Genomic DNA, 25117 nt, shown 5'->3' with positions numbered 1-25117 from the left:
GGTAATGAGCACCATTGACATCCTTTCGCCGGCAGGCGACAAGGCCGGTACCGTCGATCTCCCCGCGGAGATCTTCGACGCCAAGACCAGCGTTCCGCTGATCCACCAGGTCGTTGTCGCTCAGCTGGCCGCTGCCCGTCAGGGCACGCACAAGACCAAGCGCCGTGGCGAAGTCCGTGGTGGTGGCCGCAAGCCGTACCGCCAGAAGGGCACCGGCCGCGCCCGTCAGGGTTCGACCCGCGCTCCGCAGTTCGCCGGCGGTGGCGTCGTCCACGGCCCGCAGCCGCGTGACTACTCGCAGCGGACCCCGAAGAAGATGAAGGTCGCCGCTCTCCGTGGTGCCCTGTCGGACCGCGCGCGCCACTCCCGCATCCACATCGTCACCGGTGTGGTCGAGGGTGCCGCCTCCACGAAGGCCGCCAAGACGCTGTTCGGCAAGATCTCGGAGCGCAAGAACCTGCTCCTGGTCGTCGACCGCGCCGACGAGGCCGCGTGGCTGTCCGCCCGCAACCTGCCCCAGGTGCACATCCTGGAGCCGGGCCAGCTGAACACGTACGACGTGATCGTCTCTGACGACGTGGTCTTCACTCAGGCCGCTTTCGAGTCCTTCGTGTCTGGCCCCAAGGCCGACGAGACCGAAGGGAGCGACGCGTAATGTCTGACGCGACCGTTACCAGCAAGACCTTCACTGACCCGCGCGACCTGCTGATCAAGCCGGTTGTCTCGGAGAAGAGCTACGCGCTGCTCGACGAGAACAAGTACACGTTCATCGTCGCGCCGGGCTCGAACAAGACCCAGATCAAGCAGGCTGTGGAAGCGGTCTTCTCGGTCAAGGTCACCGGGGTCAACACGATCAACCGTCAGGGTAAGCGCAAGCGCACCAAGACCGGTTTCGGCAAGCGCGCTGACACCAAGCGCGCCATCGTGACCCTCGCTGAGGGCGACCGAATCGACATCTTCGGCGGCCAGGCCTCCTAACGGAGGTCTAGTCGTCCGGAATCGGACGAGGACTGAGAAATGGGTATCCGCAAGTACAAGCCGACGACCCCGGGCCGTCGTGGCTCCAGCGTCGCCGACTTTGTCGAGATCACGCGGTCCACGCCGGAGAAGTCGCTGGTTCGCCCGCTGCACAGCAAGGGCGGCCGTAACAACACCGGTCGGATCACTGTTCGCCACCAGGGCGGCGGCCACAAGCGCGCCTACCGCGTGATCGACTTCCGTCGTCACGACAAGGACGGCGTGCCGGCCAAGGTCGCTCACATCGAGTACGACCCGAACCGCACCGCGCGCATCGCGCTCCTGCACTACGCAGACGGCGAGAAGCGCTACATCATCGCCCCGGCCAAGCTGAGCCAGGGTGACCGGATTGAGAACGGCCCCGGCGCCGACATCAAGCCGGGCAACAACCTCCCGCTCCGCAACATCCCGGTCGGTACCACGATCCACGCGATCGAGCTCCGTCCCGGTGGTGGCGCCAAGTTCGCCCGTTCTGCCGGTTCGTCCGTGCAGCTCCTGGCGAAGGAGGGCCAGTACGCCCACCTGCGCATGCCGTCCGGCGAGGTCCGCCTGGTCGACGTCCGCTGCCGCGCCACGGTCGGCGAGGTCGGCAACGCCGAGCAGTCGAACATCAACTGGGGCAAGGCCGGCCGTATGCGCTGGAAGGGCGTTCGCCCCTCCGTCCGCGGTGTCGCGATGAACCCGGTTGACCACCCGCACGGTGGTGGTGAGGGTAAGACCTCCGGTGGTCGCCACCCGGTCTCCCCGTGGGGTCAGAAGGAGGGTCGTACTCGCTCGCCGAAGAAGGCTTCGAGCAAGTACATCGTCCGCCGCCGCAAGACGAACAAGAAGCGCTAGGAGCGGGTTTAGATGCCGCGCAGTCTCAAGAAGGGACCCTTCGTCGACGGACACCTCATCAAGAAGGTGGACGTACAGAACGAAGCCGGTACCAAGAACGTCATCAAGACCTGGTCCCGTCGCTCGATGATCATCCCGGCCATGCTGGGTCACACCATCGCGGTGCACAACGGCAAGATCCACGTCCCGGTGTTCGTCACCGAGTCGATGGTCGGCCACAAGCTCGGCGAGTTCTCGCCGACTCGCACCTTCCGCGGCCACGTCAAGGACGACCGGAAGTCGAAGCGCCGCTAAAGGCGGGGTGGTAACGACTATGACTTACACCGAAGGGACAACCATGGAAGCCAGGGCCCAGGCGCGGTACATCCGCGTCACGCCCATGAAGGCCCGCCGAGTGGTGGACCTTATCCGTGGCATGGATGCCACGGAGGCTCAGGCGGTCCTGCGTTTCGCCCCGCAGGCCGCGAGCGTGCCCGTTGGCAAGGTGCTGGACAGCGCCATTGCCAACGCGGCTCACAATTACGACCACACGGACGCCTCTTCGCTGGTCATCAGCGAGGCGTACGTGGACGAGGGCCCGACCCTGAAGCGGTTCCGTCCGCGTGCTCAGGGCCGTGCCTACCGGATCCGCAAGCGGACCAGCCACATCACCGTGGTCGTCAGCAGCAAGGAAGGAACCCGGTAATGGGCCAGAAGGTAAACCCGCACGGGTTCCGGCTCGGCATTACCACCGACTTCAAGTCGCGTTGGTACGCCGACAAGCTGTACAAGGACTACGTCAAGGAAGACGTCGCCATCCGTCGGATGATGACGTCCGGCATGGAGCGCGCCGGCATCTCGAAGGTTGAGATCGAGCGCACCCGTGACCGCGTGCGTGTGGACATCCACACCGCGCGTCCCGGCATCGTCATCGGCCGCCGTGGCGCCGAGGCCGACCGCATCCGCGGCGACCTCGAAAAGCTCACGGGCAAGCAGGTCCAGCTGAACATCCTCGAGGTCAAGAACCCCGAGATGGACGCTCAGCTGGTCGCGCAGGCCGTTGCGGAGCAGCTGTCCTCCCGCGTCTCCTTCCGTCGCGCCATGCGTAAGAGCATGCAGGGCACGATGAAGGCCGGCGCCAAGGGCATCAAGATCCAGTGTGGTGGCCGTCTCGGCGGCGCCGAGATGAGCCGGTCCGAGTTCTACCGCGAGGGTCGTGTGCCGCTGCACACGCTGCGCGCGAACGTGGACTACGGCTTCTTCGAGGCCAAGACCACCTTCGGCCGTATCGGCGTGAAGGTCTGGATCTACAAGGGCGACGTCAAGAACATCGCCGAGGTTCGCGCCGAGAACGCTGCGGCCCGTGCGGGTAACCGCCCGGCCCGTGGTGGCGCGAACGACCGTCCGGCCGGTGGCCGTGGTGGTCGTGGTGGCGAGCGTGGCGGCCGTGGCGGCCGCAAGCCGCAGCAGGCTGTCGGCGCCGAGGCCCCCAAGGCCGAGGCCGCTGCCGCCGCTCCGGCTGAGAGCACCGGAACGGAGGCCTGACCGACATGCTGATCCCTCGTAGGGTCAAGCACCGCAAGCAGCACCACCCCAAGCGCCGCGGTATGGCCAAGGGCGGTACTGAGGTCTCGTTCGGCGAGTACGGCATCCAGGCGCTTACCCCCGCCTACGTGACGAACCGCCAGATCGAGGCGGCTCGTATCGCGATGACCCGCCACATCAAGCGTGGCGGCAAGGTCTGGATCAACATCTACCCGGACCGTCCCCTGACGAAGAAGCCCGCCGAGACCCGCATGGGTTCCGGTAAGGGTTCTCCCGAGTGGTGGATCGCGAACGTGCACCCGGGCCGGGTCATGTTCGAGCTGTCCTACCCGAACGAGAAGATTGCTCGTGAGGCGCTCACCCGCGCTGCTCACAAGCTTCCGATGAAGTGCCGGATTGTTCGGCGCGAGGCAGGTGAGTCGTGATGGCGACGGGAACCAAGGCGTCCGAGCTGCGTGAGCTCGGCAACGAGGAGCTCGTTGGCAAGCTGCGCGAGGCCAAGGAAGAGCTGTTCAAGCTGCGCTTCCAGGCGGCCACGGGTCAGCTCGAGAACAACGGCCGGCTCCGTTCCGTCCGTAAGGACATCGCCCGGATCTACACCCTGATGCACGAGCGCGAGCTCGGCATCGAGACGGTGGAGAGCGCCTGATGAGCGAGAAGAATGTGACTGAGACCCAGGACCGCGGCTTCCGCAAGACCCGTGAGGGCCTCGTCGTCAGCGACAAGATGGACAAGACCGTCGTCGTCGCCGTCGAGGACCGCGTGAAGCACGCCCTGTACGGCAAGGTCATCCGCCGTACGAACAAGCTCAAGGCGCACGACGAGCAGAACGCTGCCGGCGTCGGCGACCGCGTCCTCATCATGGAGACGCGTCCGCTGTCGGCGAGCAAGCGCTGGCGCATCGTCGAGATCCTCGAGAAGGCCAAGTAAGGAAATTGCCTGGGGGGGTTTCCCCCAGGTCAGTTCCGCCAGGCTCGGCAGGGGCTTCCACCGCTCGCGAGAGCGCCGCGAAGCCCCTGCCGGGAACCGGCAGACAAACAGGAGATAGACGTGATCCAGCAGGAGTCGCGACTGCGTGTCGCCGACAACACTGGTGCCAAGGAAATCCTTTGCATCCGTGTTCTCGGTGGTTCGGGTCGCCGCTACGCGGGCATCGGTGACGTCATCGTCGCCACCGTCAAGGACGCGATCCCCGGCGGCAACGTGAAGAAGGGTGACGTCGTCAAGGCCGTCATCGTTCGCACCGTCAAGGAGCGCCGCCGCCAGGACGGCTCGTACATCCGCTTCGACGAGAACGCCGCTGTCATTCTCAAGAACGACGGCGACCCTCGTGGCACCCGTATCTTCGGCCCCGTGGGTCGTGAGCTGCGCGAGAAGAAGTTCATGAAGATCATCTCGCTCGCGCCGGAGGTGCTGTAAGCATGAAGATCAAGAAGGGCGACCTGGTTCAGGTCATCACCGGTAAGGACAAGGGCAAGCAGGGCAAGGTCATTGTGGCCATCCCTACTGAGAACCGCGTCCTGGTCGAGGGTGTCAACCGGGTCAAGAAGCACACCAAGGCCGGTCAGACCGCTGGTGGTTCGCAGACCGGTGGCATCGTGATCACCGAGGCGCCGATCCACGTCAGCAACGTTCAGCTGGTTGTGGAGAAGGACGGCCAGAAGGTCGTCACCCGCGTCGGCTACCGCTTCGACGACGAGGGCAACAAGATCCGCGTTGCCAAGCGGACGGGTGAGGACATCTGATGGCTACCACTCCGCGTCTCAAGACGAAGTACCGCGAGGACATCGCGGGCAAGCTGCGTGAAGAGTTCTCCTACGAGAACGTCATGCAGATCCCCGGCCTCGTGAAGATCGTGGTCAACATGGGTGTGGGCGACGCCGCCCGCGACTCCAAGCTGATCGACGGCGCCATCCGCGACCTGACGACGATCACCGGTCAGAAGCCGGCCGTCACGAAGGCCCGCAAGTCCATCGCGCAGTTCAAGCTGCGTGAGGGTCAGCCGATCGGCTGCCACGTCACCCTCCGTGGTGACCGCATGTGGGAGTTCCTGGACCGTACGCTGTCGCTCGCGCTGCCGCGTATCCGTGACTTCCGTGGTCTGTCGCCGAAGCAGTTCGACGGCCGTGGCAACTACACCTTCGGTCTCACGGAGCAGGTCATGTTCCACGAGATCGACCAGGACAAGATCGACCGTACCCGGGGTATGGACATCACCGTGGTCACCACGGCGACCAACGACGACGAGGGCCGCGCCCTCCTTCGTCACCTCGGCTTCCCCTTCAAGGAGGCGTAAGCGAGATGGCGAAGAAGGCTCTCATCGCGAAGGCTGCCCGCAAGCCCAAGTTCGGTGTGCGTGCGTACACCCGCTGCCAGCGCTGCGGTCGTCCCCACTCCGTGTACCGCAAGTTCGGCCTGTGCCGCGTGTGCCTTCGTGAGATGGCTCACCGTGGCGAGCTGCCGGGCGTGACCAAGAGCTCCTGGTAATTCCCTCTCGTCCCTAGGGACTTGGGAATCACCAGAGACTCTCGGTAAGCACCTGGCCGGTGGGTGCCCCGCTCCGCATGCCGTAGGCTTGTGGGGTTGGGCGCCTGCCGTCCATAACGACTTACTACGCCGTAGGTCCCCGCACCGCACCCGTCCCGCCACTGAGTGGGGAGAGGGATGGCGCATACAGGAAACCCCGGCGAGAGAGGCCGAAGGCCGATTCATGACCATGACTGACCCGATCGCAGACATGCTGACTCGTCTGCGTAACGCTAACTCGGCGTACCACGACACCGTGGTGATGCCGCACAGCAAGATCAAGTCGCACATCGCGGAGATCCTCAAGCAAGAGGGTTTCATCACCGGCTGGAAGGTCGAGGACGCCGAGGTCGGCAAGAACCTCGTCCTCGAGCTGAAGTTCGGGCCGAACCGTGAGCGCTCCATCGCGGGCATCAAGCGGATCTCGAAGCCCGGTCTGCGCGTGTACGCGAAGTCCACCAACCTGCCCAAGGTGCTCGGCGGCCTGGGCGTGGCGATCATCTCCACGTCCCACGGTCTCCTCACCGGCCAGCAGGCAGGCAAGAAGGGCGTAGGTGGGGAAGTCCTCGCCTACGTCTGGTAGTCGGGAACGGAGGAAAAGCAATGTCGCGAATCGGCAAGCTCCCCATCCAGGTTCCCGCCGGTGTGGACGTCACCATCGATGGCAGCACGGTCTCCGTGAAGGGCCCCAAGGGTTCCCTCGCGCACACCGTCGCGTCGCCCATCGGTGTCGTTAAGGGCGAGGACGGTGTCCTCACCGTCACGCGCCCCAACGACGAGCGTCAGAACAAGGCCCTGCACGGCCTGTCCCGCACGCTGGTGGCGAACATGATCACCGGCGTGACCACGGGTTACGTCAAGGCGCTCGAGATCAGCGGTGTCGGTTACCGCGTCGCCGCGAAGGGCTCCAACCTGGAGTTCCAGCTTGGTTACAGCCACCCGATCCTGATCGAGGCGCCCGAGGGCATCTCCTTCAAGGTCGAGTCGCCCACCAAGTTCACGGTCGAGGGCATCGACAAGCAGAAGGTCGGCGAGGTCGCCGCCAACATCCGCAAGCTGCGGAAGCCCGACCCGTACAAGGCCAAGGGTGTCAAGTACGCCGGCGAAGTCATCCGCCGCAAGGTCGGAAAGGCTGGTAAGTAGCCATGGCATACGGTGTGAAGATCGCCAAGGGCGACGCGTACAAGCGCGCTGCCAAGGCTCGCCGCCACATCCGCATCCGCAAGAACGTCTCGGGTACGGCGGAGCGTCCGCGCCTCGTCGTGACGCGTTCCAACCGCAACATCGTTGCTCAGGTCATCGACGACCTCCAGGGTCACACCCTGGCGTCCGCGTCGACCCTGGACGCTTCGATCCGCGGTGGCGAAGGCGACAAGAGCGCTCAGGCCCAGGCTGTCGGCGCGCTCGTCGCCGAGCGTGCCAAGGCTGCGGGTGTCGAGACCGTCGTGTTCGACCGCGGTGGCAACCGATACGCCGGGCGCATTGCCGCTCTGGCTGACGCCGCCCGCGAAGCCGGGCTGAAGTTCTAAGCCCCGGTTCCGGGACTAACGGACGTAACAGAGAGAGGTAATCCAATGGCTGGACCCCAGCGCCGCGGAAGCGGTGCCGGTGGCGGCGAGCGGCGGGACCGGAAGGGTCGCGACGGTGGCCCTGCCGCCGAGAAGACCGCTTACGTTGAGCGCGTTGTCGCGATCAACCGCGTCGCCAAGGTTGTCAAGGGTGGTCGCCGCTTCAGCTTCACCGCGCTGGTCGTGGTGGGCGACGGTGACGGCACTGTAGGTGTCGGTTACGGCAAGGCCAAGGAAGTTCCCGCGGCCATCGCCAAGGGTGTCGAGGAAGCCAAGAAGTCCTTCTTCAAGGTTCCGCGCATCCAGGGCACGATTCCTCACCCGATCACGGGTGAGCGTGCCGCGGGCGTCGTGCTCCTGAAGCCGGCTTCGCCCGGTACCGGTGTTATCGCCGGTGGTCCGGTGCGCGCCGTTCTGGAGTGCGCCGGCGTTCACGACATCCTGTCGAAGTCGCTTGGCTCGTCCAACGCGATCAACATCGTGCACGCGACGGTGGCGGCCCTCAAGGGTCTCCAGCGTCCCGAGGAGATCGCGGCTCGCCGTGGTCTGCCGCTCGAGGACGTCGCCCCGGCGGCGCTCCTTCGTGCGCGTGCTGCGGGAGCGGGTGCGTAATGGCCCGTCTCAAGATCACGCAGACCAAGTCGTACATCGGCAGCAAGCAGAACCACCGCGACACTCTGCGTTCGCTCGGGCTCAAGCGCCTGAACGACGTGGTCGTCAAGGAGGACCGCCCCGAGTTCCGCGGAATGGTGCAGACCGTCCGCCACCTCGTGACGGTTGAGGAGGTTGACTAACATGGCTGAGAACAGCCCGCTGAAGGCCCACAACCTCCGTCCCGCCCCCGGTGCCAAGACCGCGAAGACCCGTGTCGGTCGTGGTGAGGCGTCGAAGGGTAAGACGGCCGGTCGTGGTACGAAGGGCCAGAAGGCCCGTTACCAGATCCCGCAGCGCTTCGAGGGCGGGCAGATGCCCCTCCACATGCGTCTGCCGAAGCTCAAGGGCTTCAAGAACCCCTTCCGCACCGAGTTCCAGGTCGTGAACCTGGACAAGCTCGGCGCTCTCTACCCCGAGGGTGGAGAGGTCACGGTGGCCGACCTGGTCGCCAAGGGCGCGGTGCGCAAGAACAGCCTCGTCAAGGTCCTCGGATCCGGCGAGATCTCCGTGGCGCTGCAGGTTTCGGTTGACGCCGTCTCCGGCTCCGCCAAGGAGAAGATTGCCGCCGCTGGCGGCACCGTCACCGAGCTCGTCTAAGACGAACCCAGTGATTTATAGCTAGAAACCCGACCGGGGATGCCTCACATATGGGGCATCCCCGGTTGGTCGTTCCTAGGCGGGCCTTCTCGCCGGTATGGTGGCCTGCACCTTTGCTTTGTCGTATTCGTCGATCCCTCAGACCGTCACCTCTGACGCAGTAGCGCGGGGGTCGCAGGAGGCACCGTGCTCACCGCGTTCGCCCGGGCGTTCAAGACGCCCGACCTGCGCAAGAAGCTGCTCTTCACGCTCGGCATCATCGTGCTGTTCCGGCTCGGGTCCCACATCCCGGTCCCCGGCGTGAGCTACAAGAACGTACAGATCTGCGTCAACTCGATGGGCAGCAGCAACAGCCTGTTCGGGCTTGTCAACATGTTCAGTGGCGGTGCGCTGCTGCACGTGACGATCTTCGCGCTCGGCATCATGCCCTACATCACGGCGAGCATCATCCTGCAGCTGCTGACCGTGGTCATCCCGAAGCTGGAGAACCTCAAAAAAGAGGGTCAGTCCGGCACGGCGAAGATCACTCAGTACACGCGCTATCTGACGGTCGCGCTCGCGATCCTCCAAGGCACCGGCCTCGTCGCCACCGCCAAGAGCGGCGCCCTGTTCCAGGGCTGCCAGGTCGCCAGCAAGATCGTCCCGGACCGCTCGATCTTCACCATGATCACCATGGTGATCACCATGACCGCCGGCACCTGTGTCGTCATGTGGCTCGGTGAGCTCGTGACCGACCGCGGCATCGGCAACGGCATGTCGATCCTCATGTTCATCTCGATCGCCGCGGGCTTCGTCAGCGCCCTGTGGACCATCAAGCTCCAGGGCAAGATCGCCGGTGGCTGGGTCGAGTTCGGCGTGGTCATCCTGGTGGGTCTCGCGATGGTGGCCCTCGTGGTCTTCGTCGAACAGGCCCAGCGCCGGATCCCGGTGCAGTACGCGAAGCGCATGATCGGGCGCCGCGCGTACGGCGGCACCTCCACCTACATCCCGCTCAAGGTGAACCAGGCGGGTGTGATCCCGGTCATCTTCGCCTCGTCGCTGCTCTACATCCCGGCCCTGATCGTTCAGTTCAGCGGCTCGAAGGCGGGCTGGGCCACCTGGATCCAGCAGCACTTCGTCAAGGGCGACCACCCGTACTACATCACTGCCTACTTCCTCCTGATCGTGTTCTTCGCGTTCTTCTACGTGGCGATCTCGTTCAACCCCGAGGAAGTTGCAGACAACATGAAGAAGTATGGTGGGTTCATCCCGGGCATCCGGGCAGGCCGACCCACCGCCGAGTACCTGAGCTACGTGCTCAACCGGATCACCTGGCCGGGGTCGCTGTACCTGGGACTCATCGCTCTTGTGCCGACAATGGCGTTGGCGGGCTTCGGCGCGAACCAGAACTTCCCGTTCGGCGGGACGAGCATCCTGATCATCGTGGGTGTGGGTCTGGAGACCGTGAAGCAGATCGAGAGCCAGCTCCAGCAGCGCAATTACGAAGGGTTCCTCCGCTGATGCGTATCGTCCTCGTCGGACCTCCTGGTGCGGGCAAGGGAACGCAGGCAACCGTGCTTGCCGAGACCCTGTCCATCCCGCACATCTCCACGGGCGACCTGTTCCGCGCGAACATCAGCCAGAAGACCGAGCTGGGGCAGCGCGCCCAGGCCTACATGTCGAAGGGTGAACTGGTCCCCGACCAGGTCACGATCGACATGGCCCGGGACCGCATGGAGCAGCCGGACGCCGCGAACGGCTTCCTGCTCGACGGCTTCCCCCGCAACGTCTCGCAGGCCGAAGCGCTGGACGAGATCCTCCGGGCCCAGGGCATCGAGCTCGACGCCGTCCTCGACCTGGAGGTCGAGGAGGACGAGGTCGTGAAGCGGATCGCCGGCCGGCGGACCTGTCGACTGGACAGCAAGCACATCTTCCAGGTCGACTACAAGCCGCCGACGGTCGAGGGCGTGTGCGACGTGTGCGGTGGTGAGCTGTACCTGCGCGAGGACGACTCCGAGGCCACGGTGCGCAACCGCCTGGAGGTCTACCACACGCAGACCGAGCCGATCATCGACTTCTACAAGGCCCAGGGCCTGCTCGTGACGATCTCCGCCCTCGGTAAGGTCGAGGACGTCACGCAGCGCGCTATGGACGCCCTGAAGAAGTAGTCACGCGTTCTTCTGTGCCGTACCGGCCGTGGTGTCCCCTGGGCACCACGGCCGTACTGTTGTATGACCCCGAACCGAAGGTGGAAGGCACGTTCATGGTGCAGCTGAAGACGCCCGAGCAGATCGCGAAGATGCGGGAGGCCGGACTGGTCGTCGCCGCCATTCACGCCGCCACCCGCGAGGCGGCCGTGCCGGGCGCCACGACGCGGGACCTGGACATGGTCGCGCGCAAGGTGATCGCCGACGCCGGAGCGAAGTCGAACTTCCTCGGCTACGGCGGTTTCCCCGCGACCATCTGCACCTCGGTCAACGAGGTCGTCGTCCACGGCATCCCCGACGACAAGACCGTCCTCAAGGACGGCGACATCATCTCCATCGACGCGGGCGCGATCATCGACGGCTGGCACGGCGACGCCGCCTACACGGCCTTCGTGGGCACCGGACACGCTCCGGAGCTGGTGGAGCTCTCCCGGGTGACCGAGGAGTCCATGTGGGCCGGCATCGCCGCCATGAAGCTCGGCAACCGCCTCGTGGACATCTCCAAGGCGATCGAGACCTACATCAAGCGCCAGCCCCGCCCCACCACCGGTGAGCACAGCCTCGGCAAGTTCGGGATCATCGAGGACTACGGCGGCCACGGCATCGGGTCCGAGATGCACATGGACCCCCACCTGTTGAACTACGTCTCGCGCAAGCGGGGCAAGGGCATCAAGCTCGTCCCGGGCGTCTGCCTGGCGATCGAGCCCATGGTCTCCCTGGGCACCGCCCAGACGGAGGTCCTGGCGGACGACTGGACCGTCATCACGACCGACGGCACCTGGTCCTCCCACTGGGAGCACTCCATCGCACTGACCGAGGCCGGTCCCATCGTCCTGACCTCGCCGGACTGCGGCAAGGCGAAGCTGGCGGAGTACGGGGTCACCACGGCCCCGGACCCCCTCGGTTAATGATCTAGACTTCGGGGCAAACTTTCCGGATTCGTCTTTCTGGGTGCCCTGTCGTAGACTGACTCGTCGGCTCTCGTGCACTTCCATGCCTGCATGGGTACGAGGTCGATCAAGGTAGCCGATTCGAAAGGCGAAGCGTGGCCAAGAAGCAAGGTGCCATCGAAATCGAGGGCACCGTGATCGAGTCCCTCCCGAACGCGATGTTCAAGGTGGAACTCCAGAACGGTCACAAAGTCCTCGCGCACATCAGCGGCAAGATGCGCATGCACTACATCCGCATCCTCCCTGATGACCGGGTCGTCGTGGAGCTGTCTCCGTACGACCTGACGCGTGGCCGGATCGTCTACCGATACAAGTAGATCTTGTCCTCACTCCTGCCTGGGCATCCGTCCCGGTGCGGGTGGTGGCACTGACCCGGAGAACCTCACCCACATGAAGGTCAAGCCGAGCGTCAAGAAGATCTGCGACAAGTGCAAGGTGATCCGCCGTCACGGTCGGGTCATGGTCATCTGCGACAACCTGCGCCACAAGCAGCGCCAGGGCTGACGCACGCCGACCGACCTGCACTCCGCAGTTCTTCGCGCGACGTAAGTAATACGTACATACGCAGAACCCGCCTAGCCCCGACCAGGGCCGGCGGCACCTCCGGCGGGGGCCGGGGACCCGGACGTACCACCACCCATCAGGTGTGGTCGGCGGCCGGGGTTCGGTTCTGCTGAAGACCCCCGAACACACAGGAGCCATTGAATGGCACGCGTTTCCGGTGTTGACATCCCGCGCGAAAAGCGCGTGGAGATCGCACTTACCTACGTCTTCGGTGTCGGTCGCACCCGGTCCAAGGAAATCCTTGCGGCCACCGGTGTGAACCCCGACACCCGCGTTCGTGACCTGGCCGAGGAAGACCTGGTCAAGATCCGCGAGTACGTGGACGCCAACCTCCGCACCGAGGGTGACCTCCGCCGCGAGATCCAGGCGGACATCCGCCGCAAGGTCGAGATCCAGTGCTACCAGGGCATCCGCCACCGTCGCGGCCTCCCGGTGCACGGTCAGCGCACCAGCACGAACGCTCGTACCCGCAAGGGCCCGCGTCGCGCGATCGCCGGTAAGAAGAAGCCGGGCAAGAAGTAGTCCTCAGCCGGACGCTTACTCAGCGGTCTTCGCTGTAGGACCGACCACCTCCCGTAGGAGATTTAGATGCCCCCCAAGGGTCGTCAGGGCGCTGCCAAGAAGGTGCGCCGCAAGGAAAAGAAGAACGTCGCTCATGGGCACGCCCACATCAAGAGCACGTTCAACAACACCATCGTCTCGATCACGGACCCCGCGGGCAACGTGATCTCCTGGGCCTCCGCCGGCCACGTCGGCTTCAAGGGCTCGCGCAAGTCCACCCCCTTCGCCGCGCAGATGGCCGCCGAGTCGGCCGCCCGCCGCGCGCAGGAGCACGGCATGCGCAAGGTTGACGTCTTCGTCAAGGGTCCGGGCTCCGGCCGCGAGACCGCGATCCGCTCCCTCCAGGCCACCGGCCTCGAGGTCGGCTCGATCCAGGACGTCACCCCCACCCCGCACAACGGTTGCCGCCCGCCGAAGCGCCGCCGCGTCTGACGCTGCGCGCTGGGTGTACGTGAACGCGTACACCGTGCGCTCTTGAGGTTGCGGGCGGCACGACCCCTCCGGGGGACGTGCCGCCCGTACCCTTGCTGTACGCAGTGCCCGTAGGACGTCAAATAGTGGGCGTCCACGACTGAAGGAACACACACATGCTTATCGCTCAGCGTCCGTCGCTGACCGAAGAGGTCGTCGACGAGTACCGCTCGCGGTTCGTGATCGAGCCGCTCGAGCCGGGCTTCGGTTACACCCTCGGCAACTCGCTCCGCCGCACGCTCCTGTCCTCGATCCCGGGTGCCGCCGTCACGAGCATCCGCGTGGACGGCGTCCTGCACGAGTTCACCACCGTGCCGGGTGTCAAGGAAGACGTCACCGACCTCATCCTCAACATCAAGCAGCTGGTCGTCTCCTCGGAGCACGACGAGCCCGTCGTGATGTACCTGCGCAAGCAGGGTCCCGGCCTGGTCACCGCCGCCGACATCGCGCCCCCGGCCGGTGTCGAGGTGCACAACCCGGACCTCGTCCTCGCCACGCTCAACGGCAAGGGCAAGCTGGAGATGGAGCTGACCGTCGAGCGCGGTCGCGGCTACGTCTCCGCCGTCCAGAACAAGCAGGTAGGCCAGGAGATCGGTCGCATCCCGATCGACTCCATCTACAGCCCCGTACTGAAGGTCACCTACAAGGTCGAGGCGACCCGAGTCGAGCAGCGCACCGACTTCGACAAGCTCATCGTCGACGTCGAGACCAAGCAGGCCATGCGCCCGCGCGACGCCATGGCGTCCGCAGGCAAGACCCTGGTCGAGCTGTTCGGTCTGGCCCGCGAGCTCAACATCGACGCCGAGGGCATCGACATGGGCCCCTCGCCGACGGACGCGGCCCTGGCCGCCGATCTGGCGCTGCCGATCGAGGAGCTGGAGCTCACGGTCCGCTCGTACAACTGCCTCAAGCGCGAGGGCATCCACTCGGTGGGCGAGCTCGTGGCCCGCTCCGAGGCGGACCTGCTCGACATCCGCAACTTCGGTGCGAAGTCGATCGACGAGGTCAAGGCGAAGCTCGCCGGCATGGGCCTGGCCCTCAAGGACAGCCCGCCCGGATTCGACCCGACCGCCGCCGCCGACGCCTTCGGCGCGGATGACGATGCCGATGCGGGCTTCGTCGAGACCGAGCAGTACTGATTCTTCCCGTCGCCGGCGGCTGAGGTCTTCGGCCTCAATCGCCGGCCGGGCTTGATTCGACTTTCCCGGGGCGTCCGCCCCGGGTGAACTGACACCGGTACCTGACACGGCCGGTGCAGATATGAAGGAGTATGACCATGCCGCGTCCCGCAAAGGGTGCCCGTCTGGGCGGCAGCGCCGCGCACGAGAAGCACCTCCTCGCGAACCTCGCGAAGTCGCTCTTCGAGCACGGCCGCATCACCACCACCGAGGCCAAGGCCCGCCGCCTGCGTCCCTACGCCGAGCGTCTGGTCACCAAGGCCAAGAAGGGCGACATCCACAACCGTCGCCTGGTGCTGCAGACGATCACGGACAAGAGCATCGTGCACACGCTCTTCACCGAGATCGCCCCGCGCTACGAGAACCGCCCCGGTGGTTACACGCGCATCACCAAGATCGGCAACCGTCGTGGCGACAACGCCCCGATGGCGGTCATCGAGCTCGTCGAGGCCCTGACCGTGGCGCAGGCCGCCACCGGTGAGGCCGAGGCCGCCACCAAGCGTGCCGCGAAGGACGCCGAGGCTGCTGCCGAGGCTCCCGCCGCCGAGGAGACCAAGGAGGCCTGATCCTCCGGGATCACGTCTTTTTGATCGGCTCTGAACGGGCCCGCCCCCTTCCGGGGCGGGCCCGTTTCGCATTCGTTCGACAGCGCAGCTGAGAGGATCGGTCACGTGAGTGACGAGGTGGAGCCCGGACACGTCCGGGTGCGGCTGGACCTGAGCTATGACGGCAAGGACTTCTCCGGCTGGGCGAAGCAGCGGACGCTGCGGACCGTCCAGGGCGAGCTGGAGTCGGCCCTGGCGACCGTCATGAGGCTGCCCGGTCCGGTCGAGCTGACCGTGGCCGGACGTACGGACGCGGGCGTCCACGCGCGCGGCCAGGTCGCCCAGTTCGACGTGGCCGACGAGGTGTGGGCCGAGCACCACGACAAGCTGCTGCGGCGCCTCGCGGGCCGCCTGCCGCACGACATCCGGGTCTGGAAGGTGGCCGAGGCCCCCGCCGGGTTCAACGCGCGCTTCTCGGCGATCTGGCGCCGGTACGCCTACCGCGTGGGCGACCACACCGCCGGGGTGGACCCGCTGCGCCGCGGGCACGTGCTGTGGCACTCCTGGCCGCTGGACGTGGACGCCATGAACGAGGCCTCGCAGCCGCTGCTCGGCGAGCACGACTTCGCCGCGTACTGCAAGAAGCGCGAGGGCGCGACCACCATCCGTACGCTCCAGCAGCTCAGCTGGGTGCGGGACGCGGAGGGGATCGTCACCGCGACCGTGCGCGCCGACGCCTTCTGCCACAACATGGTGCGCTCGCTCGTGGGCGCCCTGCTGCACGTCGGCGACGGGCACCGGCCGGTGGAGTGGCCCGGGAAGGTGCTGGGGGCCGCGGTGCGCGATTCCTCCGTGCACGTCGTCCGTCCGCACGGGCTGACCCTCGAAGAGGTCGGCTACCCGGCGGACGAGCTGCTCGCCGCCCGCAGCAAGGAGGCGCGCAACATGCGGACGCTGCCGGGGGCGGGCTGCTGCTGAGGCGCCCGGTCCGCGGCTAATCCGTTTGGGCGGATCGCGGGCGGACCGGGACAATGCCCGGCATGGGACATCTCGAAGCGAGTCATCTGGAGTACTACCTTCCCGACGGGCGGGTCCTGCTTCCCGACGTCTCCTTCCGGGTGGGGGAGGGCTCCGTGGTCGCCCTGGTCGGGGCGAACGGCGCCGGCAAGACCACCCTGTTGAAGCTGATCTCCGGTGAGCTCCAGCCGCACGGCGGCGGGGTCGTGGTCACCGGCGGCCTCGGGGTGATGTCGCAGTTCGTCGGCTCGGTCCGGGACGAGACCACCGTCCGCGACCTGCTGGTCTCGGTGGCCCAGCCGCGGATCCGGGAGGCGGCGAAGGCCGTGGACCGGGCCGAGCACCTGATCCTGACGGTGGACGACGAGGCCGCGCAGATGGCCTACGCGCAGGCGCTGAGCGACTGGGCCGACGTCCAGGGCTACGAGGCGGAGACGCTGTGGGACGTCTGCACGATGGCGGCGCTGTCGATCCCGTACGACAGCGCGCAGTTCCGCGAGGTGCGCACGCTGTCGGGCGGTGAGCAGAAGCGGCTCGTGCTGGAGGCGCTGCTGCGCGGGCCGGACGAGGTGCTGCTCCTCGACGAGCCGGACAACTACCTGGACGTGCCCGGCAAGCGGTGGCTGGAGGAGCAGCTGAAGGCCACCCGCAAGACGGTGCTGTTCGTGTCGCACGACCGGGAGCTGCTGACCCGGGCCGCGGAGAAGATCGTCAGCCTGGAGGCGAGCCCGATGGGCTCCGACGTCTGGGTGCACGGCTCCGGCTTCGACACCTACCACCAGGCCCGCAAGGAGCGCTTCGCGCGCTTCGAGGAGCTCAAGCGCCGCTGGGACGAGGAGCACGCGCGCCTGAAGGCCCTGGTGCTGCGGCTGCGCAACCAGGCCGCGAGCAGCCCGGACATGGCCTCGCGCTACCGGGCGATGCAGACCCGCTTCCAGAAGTTCGAGGAGGCCGGGCCGCCGCCGGAGCCGCCGCGGGAGCAGGAGATCACGATGCGGCTCAAGGGCGGACGCACCGGCGTGCGGGCGGTGACGGTCGAGAACCTGGAGCTGACCGGGCTGATGAAGCCGTTCTCGCTGGAGGTCTTCTACGGCGAGCGGGTGGCGGTGCTGGGCTCGAACGGCTCGGGCAAGTCGCACTTCCTGCGGCTGCTGGCCGGCGAGGACGTCAAGCACACCGGGACCTGGAAGCTCGGCGCGCGAGTGGTCCCCGGGCACTTCGCGCAGACCCACGCCCACCCGGAGCTGTTCGGCCGCACGCTCGTCGACATCCTGTGGACGGAGGCGGCGAAGCCCCTGGGCCAGGCGATGGGCGCCCTGCGCCGCTACGAGCTGGAGCGGCAGGGCGAGCAGCCCTTCGAGAAACTGTCGGGCGGCCAGCAGGCGCGCTTCCAGATCCTGCTGCTGGAGCTGGCCGGCACCACCGCGCTGCTGCTGGACGAGCCCACGGACAACCTGGACCTGGAGTCGGCGGAGGCCTTGCAGGACGGCCTGGAGAGCTACGACGGCACTGTGCTGTGCGTCACGCACGACCGCTGGTTCGCCCGTACTTTTGACCGTTATCTGGTCTTCGGTTCGGACGGTGTTGTACGGGAGACTCAGGAACCCGTGTGGGACGAACGTAGGGTCGACCGGAAGCGCTGAGGGGGGAGACCACCCCCGTGCGAGTCGAGGGGGAGGCGTTGTGGGCCTGCGGCCTAGCATCTGGCTCATGAAGTGGGACAAGCGGGACTCCGGGAACCGGGCCGTCGACTGGCTGCTGCGCCCCGCGCCCCGGTCGTGGCGGGCCGTCTCCCTGGCCGTGGTGCTCGGGATCGTGGTCTCCGTGGGCCTGCGGCAGAACTGGGGCTCGGACAACGCCTTCGTGGTCAAGGCCGCGGACACCCTGCTCTCGGGCGGTTCCCCGTACGAGGACAAGCGCTTCCTGTACCTGCCCAGCGCGGTGCTGATGGCGGTGCCGGAGGCGCTGCTGCCGATGCCGGTGCTGCGCTGGGTGCTGCCGCTGGTGATGTCGGGGCTGCTGGCGCTGGGCTGGTGGGGGGCGCTCAAGCTGTTCTCGGTGCCGATGCGCTCGCGCTTCGCGGTGGGCGGTTTCGCGCTGTTCGCCATCGGTTACAAGCCGTATCTCAACCTCGTGGTGATCGGGAACTGGACGGCGATCTCGGCCGCCGCCCTGCCGCTCGCGCTGCTGCTCGCGCACCGCCGGTCGTGGGGGGCGGCCGGGCTGGTCGTGGGCCTCGCCATCGCGTGCAAGCCGATGCTGGTGCCGCTGGGGCTGCTGTTCCTGGTGGCGCGGCAGTGGCGGGGGCTCGCGGCCGCGGTGCTGGTCCCGCTGGGGCTCTCGCTCGCGGGGGCGCTGATGATGCCGAGCCCGTCGCTCTTCTTCACCAAGACCCTGCCGTTCCTGCTCCAGGGGCAGGACGCCTACGCGCTGCCCTGGGACGCCTCGCCGATCGCGGTGCTGCCGCGGCTGGGGGTGCCGCAACCGGTTGCGGTGCTGGTGGCGGGCGCGGGGGCGCTGGCCGGGCTGTGGGGGGCGTGGCGCAGGTGGCACCGCAGCGACGAGCGGGACACCGGTCAGATGCGGCTGGCGGAGACGGGCTGCATGGTGATGCTCGCCGCATTCCTGGTCTCGCGTCCGTCCTTCGACCACTACCTGCTGGTGGTGCTGCCGCTGCTGCTGGCGTCGGCGGTGCGGGAGGACTCGGTGGCGCGGTCGCCGTGGTTCTGGCTGGCGATCGGGCCGCAGGTGGCGGGCGTGCCGTGGCCCTCCGAGCTGGAGCACAAGCGGCGCGCGTTCAAGGACTTCTTCACCCTGGGCGTGCTCGCCGTCGGCCTCACGCGGCGGTGTACGGCTCCGGCTCGGGTTAACCTGGATGACGTACGAACGGCAGGAGCCGTGCCCGGTCGCGCACGCGCCGACGAGCCTGCGGACGCAGGCGCTCGCTCGGCGTTTTGACCCGTCCGGGGCATCACGGGTATCCTGCTGGTTCGTTATGCGTATTGGCTTGTTCATTCTCACGTGAAAGGGCCCTTACGCCGGTCCACCGGGCCGATGACCAGCGGTACACACGGGTTGCGTCCCCGTTGTGGACCAGGGCTGTCGTGATCGTCCGTGGTGGCCTTGTCAGGACCCGTTCCCAAGGTCTCACGCCATATGGGAATACCCATCACTGAAGAAGCGAAGGCTACGACCGTGCGTACGTACAGCCCCAAGCCCGGCGACATCTCGCGCGTCTGGCACGTCATCGACGCCCGGGACATTGTCCTCGGCCGTCTGGCGACCCAGGCCGCGACCCTGCTCCGCGGCAAGCACAAGCCGACTTACGCCCCCCACATGGACATGGGCGACTTCGTCATCATCATCAACGCCGACAAGGTTCACCTGTCCGGCAACAAGGCGACCCAGAAGATGGCGTACCGCCACTCTGGCTTCCCGGGTGGTCTCCGCTCGGTCCGCTACGACGACCTCCTCAAGAACAACCCGGAGAAGGCCGTCGAGAAGGCCATCAAGGGCATGATCCCGAAGAACACCCTGGGCCGCCAGATGCTGTCGAAGCTGAAGGTCTACTCGGGCGATGTGCACCCCCACGCTGCCCAGCAGCCGGTGCCGTTCGAGATCACCCAGGTCGCGCAGTAGTTCCGGCCACACCCCCTAAGACGTAGAAAATTCTGAGGAGCATCGTGGCCGAGACCACCACCGAGACTGTCATCGACGAAGAGTTCGAGGGCGCTGTCGAGGAGTACACCACCGAGTCTGCGGACGTTCCGGAGGGTGACTACACCTCCGAGTCGCTCGCCGGCCGTTTCGGCGACCCGCAGCCGGCCGCCGGCCTGGGCCGTCGCAAGAACGCCATCGCCCGCGTCCGGATCGTTCCGGGCACCGGCAAGTGGAAGATCAACGGTCGCACCCTTGAGGACTACTTCCCCAACAAGGTGCACCAGCAGGAAGTCAACGAGCCCTTCAAGGTGCTCGAGCTCGACAACCGCTACGACGTCATCGCCCGCATCTCGGGTGGCGGCGTCTCCGGTCAGGCCGGCGCCCTGCGCCTCGGCGTGGCCCGTGCGCTGAACGAGGCGGACGTGGACAACAACCGCGCCACGCTGAAGAAGGCCGGTTTCCTCTCGCGTGACGACCGTGCGGTCGAGCGCAAGAAGGCCGGTCTCAAGAAGGCCCGCAAGGCCCCGCAGTACAGCAAGCGTTAATCTGCGCCTGCTGGTCTGCACGATCCCGCCCCGGCGGCACACTCTGTGCTGCCGGGGCGGTTCGTTTACCGCCACAAGCGGCAAATATCTGTCACAAGCGGTCACTGCGTGAAACGCGAAACCTCGGAGGACAAACATGGGACGACTCTTCGGCACAGACGGTGTACGCGGTGTCGCCAATGCGGATCTGACGGCCGAGCTGGCGCTCGGCCTCTCCGTCGCGGCAGCCCATGTCCTCGCGGAAGCGGGCACCTTCGAGGGGCACCGGGCGACCGCCGTCGTCGGCCGTGACCCGCGCGCGTCGGGCGAGTTCCTGGAGGCCGCGGTCGTCGCCGGCCTCGCGAGCGCGGGCGTGGACGTCCTGCGCGTCGGTGTGCTGCCCACCCCGGCGGTGGCGTATCTCACCGGTGCGCTGGGCGCCGACCTCGGCGTGATGCTCTCCGCCAGCCACAACGCCATGCCCGACAACGGCATCAAGTTCTTCGCGCGCGGCGGCCACAAGCTCGCCGACGAGCTGGAGGACCGGATCGAGTCCATCTACGAGGAGCACCGCACCGGCGCTCCCTGGGACCGCCCCACCGGCTCCGGCGTCGGCCGCGTCTCCGACTACACCGAGGGCTTCGACCGCTACGTCGCCCACCTGATCGGCGTCCTGCCGAACCGCCTGGACGGGCTCAAGGTCGTCCTGGACGAGGCGCACGGCGCGGCCGCCCATGTCTCGCCCGAGGCCTTCGCCCGCGCGGGCGCCGAGATCATCACGATCGGTGCCGCGCCCGACGGCCTCAACATCAACGACGGCTGCGGCTCCACCCACCTCGGCCTGCTCAAGGCGGCCGTGGTCGAGCACGGGGCGGACCTCGGCATCGCGCACGACGGCGACGCCGACCGCTGCCTGGCCGTGGACGCCGAGGGCAACGAGGTCGACGGCGACCAGATCCTCGCGGTCCTGGCGCTGTCCATGCGCGAGGCGGGCCAGCTGCGCGAGAACACCGTGGTCGGCACCGTGATGTCGAACCTCGGCTTCAAGCTGGCCATGGAGGGCGAGGGCATCCAGGTCGTCCAGACCGGCGTCGGCGACCGCTACGTGCTGGAGTCGATGAAGGAGCACGGCTACGCGCTCGGCGGCGAGCAGTCCGGCCACGTGATCATCCTGGACCACGCCACCACCGGTGACGGCACCCTGACCGGCCTCATGCTGGCCGCGCGGGTCTCGGCGACCGGGCGGACGCTGGCGGACCTCGCCGGGGTGATGCGGCGGCTGCCGCAGGTCCTGGTCAACGTCCCCGACGTGGACCGCAGCCGGGTCGGCACCTCCGGCGAACTGGCGGCCGCGGTCGCCGAGGCCGAGCGGGAGCTGGGCACCACCGGGCGGGTGCTGCTCCGTCCGTCCGGTACCGAGCCGCTCGTTCGGGTGATGGTGGAAGCCGCCGACATCGAGCAGGCGCGCGCGATCGCGGGCCGCCTCGCCGACGTCGTGAAGTCCGCCCTCGGCTAAGGGCCTCGTACGGCGTACCCGGTCGCCCCCCTTTAGAGGGGGGCGTCGTTCCGGGACGGCGCACCCGGCGGCCGGAGCATCCGGCCCCGCTGGGTGCGCCACAGCAGTTTCTGGGCCCACAGCGTCACGCTGCCCGCCACCATGATCCCGGCCAGGTTCAGCAGCAGCTGCTCGGCCGAGCCCCACATCTGGGCGAACTCGCCGTACCCCAGGGCCACCGCCGCGTTCGCGGCCGCCGGGACGGTGGTCACCGAGATCGCGACCCCGACCAGCGCGCCCGACTTGGCCGAGGTCAAGGACAGTACGCCGGCCACGCCCGCGAGCACCGCGACCACGAAGGAGAAGGGGTCCGGCTGCCAGATGAAGCTGGTGTTCGGACGCGGGTTCTCCAGCATGCCCCGGTCGAACAGCCCCAGCGCGTCCATGGCCAGGCTGAAGAGGGTGGTGGAGACCATCGCCACCGCGAAGCCCACCAGCAGGGCGGTCAGGGACCGGGCCGCCAGCCGGGGCGCCCGCTGGACCAGGGCGGTGCACACCCCGGCGAGCGGACCGAACTCCGGGCCGACCGCCATCGCGCCCACGATCAGGATCGCGTTGTCCAGGACCACGCCGCAGGCCGCGATCATCGTCGCGAGGGCCAGGAAGGCGAGGTAGGTGACCGAGAGGGTGGACTCCTCGTGGGTCGCCTCGGTCAGCTGCTCCCAGATCACCGCGTCGGCGCCCTCGCCCGGGGCCTCCTCCTCCGCCCGGTCGGCGCTGCGGGAGAGGGAGATGTCGATGTTCTCCACCGCGATCGAGCCGGTCTCGTCGAGACCGAGCGCGCGCAGCTCCACGAGCAGTTCGTCGGCCGCTTCCCGCGCCACGTCGCACAGCACCACGTCGCCGGGCGGATCGAGGGCGGCGCCCGCCAGTACGGCCAGGTGGGTGGTCCCGACCGTCCGGCGGACGAGCGCGACCACCTCGTCGGTCAGGCGGACCGGGGTGATCATCCGTACGTGCAGCATCCCGGCAGGTTAGCCGCCGGCGGCGGGGCGGCGGTCCTCAGAGCTTGCGCAGGCTGAGCTTCTGCACCTTGTGGTCGGGCCCCTTGCGGACGACGAGGGTGGCGCGCCCGCGGGTGGGGGCGACGTTCTCCAGCAGGTTGGGCCGGTTGATCGTCCGCCACATGGTGCGCGCGTAGTCCAGCGCCTCCTCCTCGGAGACCTGGGTGTACTTGCGGAAGTAGGAGAAAGGATTCTGGAAGGCGGTCTCGCGCAGCTTGCGGAAGCGGCCCAGGTACCAGCGCTCGATGTCCTCGGGGCGCGCGTCGACGTACACGCTGAAGTCGAAGTAGTCGGCGAGGGCCACCCGGGTGCGGCCGTCCTCGCCGGGCAGCGCGGGCTGCAGGACGTTCAGGCCCTCGACGATCAGGATGTCGGGGCGGCGCACGACGAGCCGTTCGCCCGGGACGATGTCGTAGATGAGGTGCGAGTAGACCGGGGCCGTGACCTCGTCCTTGCCGGCCTTGATGTCGGCGACGAAACGCGTGAGCGCGCGGCGGTCGTAGGACTCGGGGAAGCCCTTGCGGGCGGTCAGGCCGCGCCGCTGGAGCTCCTTCATCGGGTAGAGGAAGCCGTCCGTGGTGACCAGCTCCACGCGCGGGTGCTCCGGCCAGCGGGCCAGCATCGCCTGGAGCAGACGGGCCACGGTGGACTTGCCGACGGCCACGGAGCCGGCGACCCCTATGACGAAGGGGGTGCCCTGCTGGGCGCCGTGGCCGTTGCCCGCGTCGCCGAGGAAGGTGTTCAGGGTGCCGCGCAGGTTGCTGGTGGCGCCGACGTAGAGGTTGAGCAGCCGCGAGAGCGGCAGGTAGACGTCGCGGACCTCGTCGAGGTCGATGACGTCCCCGAGGCCGCGCAGCCGTTCCAGCTCGTCGGCGGTCAGCGGCAGGGGGGTGCGCTCGCGCAGCGCGCTCCACTCCGCCCGGGTGAGGTCGACGTACGGCGAGGCGTCCGCCCGGCGGTGGGCGGAACGCTCCGGCCGGTCGGCGCGCTCCGTTGCGCGGTCCGGGCCGGCCCCCGCGACAGGGCCCTCGGCGGCGCCCGCGACAGGGCCCTCGGTGGGGTCCGGGGCGGGGTCCGTGGTGCTTCGTGGCGGCGAAGTGATCACACCGCCATTGTCGGGGGTCGCGGCCGGTTGTGGGTGGTGTGGTCGGTCACGTGGGGAGTGATCACGGGGGGTAGCCGGTGTTCACGCGGGTTACGGGACCCGGTGCCGGGCCGGGGTGGCCGAAACGGGGGGCGAAGGCGTGCTGGGGGACCGGAAACCCTCGTACGCCGGTGCGTATCGGCCCGTGGATTTGGGGCGGCCGCAGGAGTGGCCGGTCGCCGAGCCGTGGGGGAGGGCCGTCGTGCGCCTCAGCCGTGTTCGCCCATGGGCGGTCGGCGCCGCCGTGGTGTCCCTCGGGCTGTCGGCAGCCGGATGCGGGCCGGCCGGGACGGCGCGCGGGAAGGACGGCCCCAAGGGCACCGAAACCTCCGCGGTACCGTCCGCGGCCGCTTCCGGGCCCGCGGCCAGGACCCGGCCGGAGCTGGTCGGGATGCTGGTCGGGCCGAAGGATCTGCCGGCCTACGTGGTCGCGACGCATGAGAGGTACCGGGCCTTCGCCCTCGCCACCACGTTCGGCAGTACCGAGGCCGCGTGCTCACCCTTGAGCGATACCCAAGCCGGCGTAGGGGTGGGCGCTCCCGCCGAGGCCGCCGCCGCCAAGGCCGCCGGCCGGCCGGAGGGTGCCGCTCCGAGCGGTGCGACGGACGAGGAGCGGTGGGCCGCGACGGACGCGCCCGGTGCCGCCATGGTGATCAGCCTCAGCTCGTACCGAGGCGGCGGCGCCGTGGAAGCCCTGGCCGAGCTTCGCAAAGCGGCCGTCACCTGTGCGGCCGGCTACGACGGCCCACGACGAGGACGCGGGCAAGGTCACCAGGATCGCCCCCACCGCTTCTGTCGTAGCAGGAGACGAGTCGGTCGCCTACACCGTCGAGCGGAACGTGGGAGGCGACGAGGTGATCAGCCAGCTGGTCGTGGTGCGCAAGGGCAACGTCCTCGCCTCTTTCACCGCGACTCCGTCATGGGGACGGGCCGATCAGCCCCGGGACATCATCCAGACACAGATCAGTAAGCTCGACTGAGGGGGCCGCAGCCCGGTATCGCCCTGGTCACGATTGGCGGGCGGGCCCGGAAATC

At 67.8% G+C, this 25117-nt stretch carries 37 protein-coding genes; 35 read left to right on the top strand and 2 right to left on the bottom strand.

Features of this window, described 5'->3' with window-relative positions; genetic code table 11:
• The first annotated feature begins 4 nt into the window (after positions 1–4).
• From rplD to glmM, 34 genes are all read left to right on the top strand, one after another.
• On the top strand, positions 5–655 hold the full coding sequence (gene rplD / locus AC0693_RS03235) for a 50S ribosomal protein L4 (protein WP_351047607.1): 651 nt from the start codon (positions 5–7) through the stop codon (positions 653–655).
• On the top strand, positions 655–978 hold the full coding sequence (gene rplW / locus AC0693_RS03230; protein ID WP_215023440.1) for a 50S ribosomal protein L23: 324 nt from the start codon (positions 655–657) through the stop codon (positions 976–978). Before rplD ends, rplW begins: the two co-directional genes overlap by 1 nt.
• A gap of 39 nt (positions 979–1017) precedes the next feature.
• Positions 1018–1854 (top strand): 50S ribosomal protein L2, encoded by an 837-nt coding sequence (gene rplB, locus AC0693_RS03225; RefSeq protein WP_330332030.1) that lies wholly within the window; start codon positions 1018–1020, stop codon positions 1852–1854.
• 12 nt (positions 1855–1866) lie between these two features.
• Positions 1867–2148, top strand: coding sequence for a 30S ribosomal protein S19 (rpsS, locus tag AC0693_RS03220; protein ID WP_023539342.1), 282 nt, complete (start codon positions 1867–1869; stop codon positions 2146–2148).
• A 43-nt stretch (positions 2149–2191) separates the two neighbouring features.
• Positions 2192–2539 carry a 50S ribosomal protein L22 gene (rplV, locus tag AC0693_RS03215; protein WP_004571827.1) on the top strand — a complete coding sequence of 116 codons (348 nt, stop codon included), beginning with the start codon at positions 2192–2194 and terminating at the stop codon, positions 2537–2539.
• A complete protein-coding gene (rpsC, locus tag AC0693_RS03210) occupies positions 2539–3378 on the top strand; it encodes a 30S ribosomal protein S3 (RefSeq protein WP_354383002.1) in 840 nt (279 codons plus the stop codon). Before rplV ends, rpsC begins: the two co-directional genes overlap by 1 nt.
• A gap of 5 nt (positions 3379–3383) precedes the next feature.
• Positions 3384–3803 carry a 50S ribosomal protein L16 gene (gene rplP / locus AC0693_RS03205; protein WP_030026326.1) on the top strand — a complete coding sequence of 140 codons (420 nt, stop codon included), beginning with the start codon at positions 3384–3386 and terminating at the stop codon, positions 3801–3803.
• A complete protein-coding gene (gene rpmC / locus AC0693_RS03200) occupies positions 3803–4027 on the top strand; it encodes a 50S ribosomal protein L29 (protein ID WP_073912892.1) in 225 nt (74 codons plus the stop codon). Before rplP ends, rpmC begins: the two co-directional genes overlap by 1 nt.
• Positions 4027–4308: a 30S ribosomal protein S17 gene (gene rpsQ / locus AC0693_RS03195; protein WP_053682619.1), complete on the top strand. Its 282-nt coding sequence runs from the start codon at positions 4027–4029 to the stop codon at positions 4306–4308. The genes rpmC and rpsQ overlap by 1 nt, the downstream gene beginning before the upstream one ends.
• A gap of 120 nt (positions 4309–4428) precedes the next feature.
• A complete protein-coding gene (gene rplN, locus AC0693_RS03190) occupies positions 4429–4797 on the top strand; it encodes a 50S ribosomal protein L14 (RefSeq protein WP_003956455.1) in 369 nt (122 codons plus the stop codon).
• Between the two features lie 2 nt (positions 4798–4799).
• On the top strand, positions 4800–5123 hold the full coding sequence (rplX, locus tag AC0693_RS03185; RefSeq protein ID WP_330332032.1) for a 50S ribosomal protein L24: 324 nt from the start codon (positions 4800–4802) through the stop codon (positions 5121–5123).
• Positions 5123–5674 (top strand): 50S ribosomal protein L5, encoded by a 552-nt coding sequence (gene rplE / locus AC0693_RS03180; protein ID WP_030298216.1) that lies wholly within the window; start codon positions 5123–5125, stop codon positions 5672–5674. Before rplX ends, rplE begins: the two co-directional genes overlap by 1 nt.
• Before the next feature lie 5 nt (positions 5675–5679).
• A complete protein-coding gene (locus tag AC0693_RS03175) occupies positions 5680–5865 on the top strand; it encodes a type Z 30S ribosomal protein S14 (protein ID WP_003956452.1) in 186 nt (61 codons plus the stop codon).
• Positions 5866–6088: 223 nt separating this feature from the next.
• Positions 6089–6487, top strand: coding sequence for a 30S ribosomal protein S8 (rpsH, locus tag AC0693_RS03170; protein WP_007265911.1), 399 nt, complete (start codon positions 6089–6091; stop codon positions 6485–6487).
• A gap of 20 nt (positions 6488–6507) precedes the next feature.
• Positions 6508–7047, top strand: coding sequence for a 50S ribosomal protein L6 (rplF, locus tag AC0693_RS03165; RefSeq protein WP_330332033.1), 540 nt, complete (start codon positions 6508–6510; stop codon positions 7045–7047).
• Between the two features lie 2 nt (positions 7048–7049).
• On the top strand, positions 7050–7433 hold the full coding sequence (gene rplR / locus AC0693_RS03160) for a 50S ribosomal protein L18 (RefSeq protein WP_030026334.1): 384 nt from the start codon (positions 7050–7052) through the stop codon (positions 7431–7433).
• Positions 7434–7478: 45 nt separating this feature from the next.
• Complete coding sequence (gene rpsE / locus AC0693_RS03155; RefSeq protein WP_214946843.1) at positions 7479–8084, top strand: 30S ribosomal protein S5; 606 nt, start codon at positions 7479–7481, stop codon at positions 8082–8084.
• Positions 8084–8266, top strand: a complete 183-nt coding sequence (gene rpmD, locus AC0693_RS03150) for a 50S ribosomal protein L30 (protein WP_053682614.1) — start codon at positions 8084–8086, stop codon at positions 8264–8266. Before rpsE ends, rpmD begins: the two co-directional genes overlap by 1 nt.
• Before the next feature lies 1 nt (position 8267).
• Positions 8268–8723 (top strand): 50S ribosomal protein L15, encoded by a 456-nt coding sequence (gene rplO / locus AC0693_RS03145; RefSeq protein ID WP_356403734.1) that lies wholly within the window; start codon positions 8268–8270, stop codon positions 8721–8723.
• Between the two features lie 186 nt (positions 8724–8909).
• Positions 8910–10223: a preprotein translocase subunit SecY gene (gene secY / locus AC0693_RS03140; protein ID WP_356403737.1), complete on the top strand. Its 1314-nt coding sequence runs from the start codon at positions 8910–8912 to the stop codon at positions 10221–10223.
• A complete protein-coding gene (locus AC0693_RS03135) occupies positions 10223–10870 on the top strand; it encodes an adenylate kinase (RefSeq protein WP_356403740.1) in 648 nt (215 codons plus the stop codon). Before secY ends, AC0693_RS03135 begins: the two co-directional genes overlap by 1 nt.
• Before the next feature lie 95 nt (positions 10871–10965).
• On the top strand, positions 10966–11817 hold the full coding sequence (map, locus tag AC0693_RS03130; protein ID WP_330332037.1) for a type I methionyl aminopeptidase: 852 nt from the start codon (positions 10966–10968) through the stop codon (positions 11815–11817).
• Positions 11818–11954: 137 nt separating this feature from the next.
• Positions 11955–12176, top strand: a complete 222-nt coding sequence (gene infA, locus AC0693_RS03125; protein WP_003956442.1) for a translation initiation factor IF-1 — start codon at positions 11955–11957, stop codon at positions 12174–12176.
• 73 nt (positions 12177–12249) lie between these two features.
• Positions 12250–12363 carry a 50S ribosomal protein L36 gene (gene rpmJ, locus AC0693_RS03120; RefSeq protein WP_003956441.1) on the top strand — a complete coding sequence of 38 codons (114 nt, stop codon included), beginning with the start codon at positions 12250–12252 and terminating at the stop codon, positions 12361–12363.
• A 201-nt stretch (positions 12364–12564) separates the two neighbouring features.
• Positions 12565–12945, top strand: coding sequence for a 30S ribosomal protein S13 (gene rpsM, locus AC0693_RS03115; RefSeq protein WP_008739674.1), 381 nt, complete (start codon positions 12565–12567; stop codon positions 12943–12945).
• 66 nt (positions 12946–13011) lie between these two features.
• Positions 13012–13416 (top strand): 30S ribosomal protein S11, encoded by a 405-nt coding sequence (gene rpsK, locus AC0693_RS03110; protein WP_006376016.1) that lies wholly within the window; start codon positions 13012–13014, stop codon positions 13414–13416.
• 155 nt (positions 13417–13571) lie between these two features.
• Positions 13572–14594, top strand: coding sequence for a DNA-directed RNA polymerase subunit alpha (locus AC0693_RS03105; protein WP_283521070.1), 1023 nt, complete (start codon positions 13572–13574; stop codon positions 14592–14594).
• Between the two features lie 137 nt (positions 14595–14731).
• Positions 14732–15199, top strand: a complete 468-nt coding sequence (rplQ, locus tag AC0693_RS03100) for a 50S ribosomal protein L17 (protein WP_356403743.1) — start codon at positions 14732–14734, stop codon at positions 15197–15199.
• 105 nt (positions 15200–15304) lie between these two features.
• On the top strand, positions 15305–16156 hold the full coding sequence (truA, locus tag AC0693_RS03095; protein WP_356403746.1) for a tRNA pseudouridine(38-40) synthase TruA: 852 nt from the start codon (positions 15305–15307) through the stop codon (positions 16154–16156).
• A gap of 62 nt (positions 16157–16218) precedes the next feature.
• Positions 16219–17838, top strand: coding sequence for an ATP-binding cassette domain-containing protein (locus AC0693_RS03090; protein WP_468463050.1), 1620 nt, complete (start codon positions 16219–16221; stop codon positions 17836–17838).
• Between the two features lie 67 nt (positions 17839–17905).
• The gene (locus AC0693_RS03085; protein WP_478800828.1) at positions 17906–19153 is read left to right on the top strand and encodes a glycosyltransferase family 87 protein; all 1248 of its coding nucleotides are present in this window, start codon (positions 17906–17908) and stop codon (positions 19151–19153) included.
• A 237-nt stretch (positions 19154–19390) separates the two neighbouring features.
• On the top strand, positions 19391–19834 hold the full coding sequence (rplM, locus tag AC0693_RS03080) for a 50S ribosomal protein L13 (protein ID WP_330332042.1): 444 nt from the start codon (positions 19391–19393) through the stop codon (positions 19832–19834).
• Positions 19835–19878: 44 nt separating this feature from the next.
• A complete protein-coding gene (gene rpsI / locus AC0693_RS03075; RefSeq protein ID WP_356403755.1) occupies positions 19879–20400 on the top strand; it encodes a 30S ribosomal protein S9 in 522 nt (173 codons plus the stop codon).
• A gap of 136 nt (positions 20401–20536) precedes the next feature.
• Positions 20537–21895: a phosphoglucosamine mutase gene (gene glmM, locus AC0693_RS03070; RefSeq protein ID WP_356403758.1), complete on the top strand. Its 1359-nt coding sequence runs from the start codon at positions 20537–20539 to the stop codon at positions 21893–21895.
• A 32-nt stretch (positions 21896–21927) separates the two neighbouring features.
• Here glmM and AC0693_RS03065 read toward each other — a convergent pair whose 3' ends face one another.
• Positions 21928–22899 (bottom strand): TIGR00341 family protein, encoded by a 972-nt coding sequence (locus AC0693_RS03065; protein ID WP_468463048.1) that lies wholly within the window; start codon positions 22897–22899, stop codon positions 21928–21930.
• A gap of 37 nt (positions 22900–22936) precedes the next feature.
• Entirely contained in the window at positions 22937–24043 is a 1107-nt protein-coding gene (gene coaA / locus AC0693_RS03060; RefSeq protein ID WP_478800827.1) for a type I pantothenate kinase, read from the bottom strand.
• A 764-nt stretch (positions 24044–24807) separates the two neighbouring features.
• On the opposite strand from coaA, the gene AC0693_RS03055 reads away from it, so the two are divergent.
• The gene (locus AC0693_RS03055) at positions 24808–25062 is read left to right on the top strand and encodes a hypothetical protein (RefSeq protein ID WP_478800826.1); all 255 of its coding nucleotides are present in this window, start codon (positions 24808–24810) and stop codon (positions 25060–25062) included.
• Positions 25063–25117: the final 55 nt, after the last annotated feature.

This window comes from Streptomyces sp. NPDC043876 (assembly GCF_056435825.1).
Note: the sequence above shows the minus strand (reverse complement) of the source record. Positions and strands in the feature narration are given on the sequence as shown.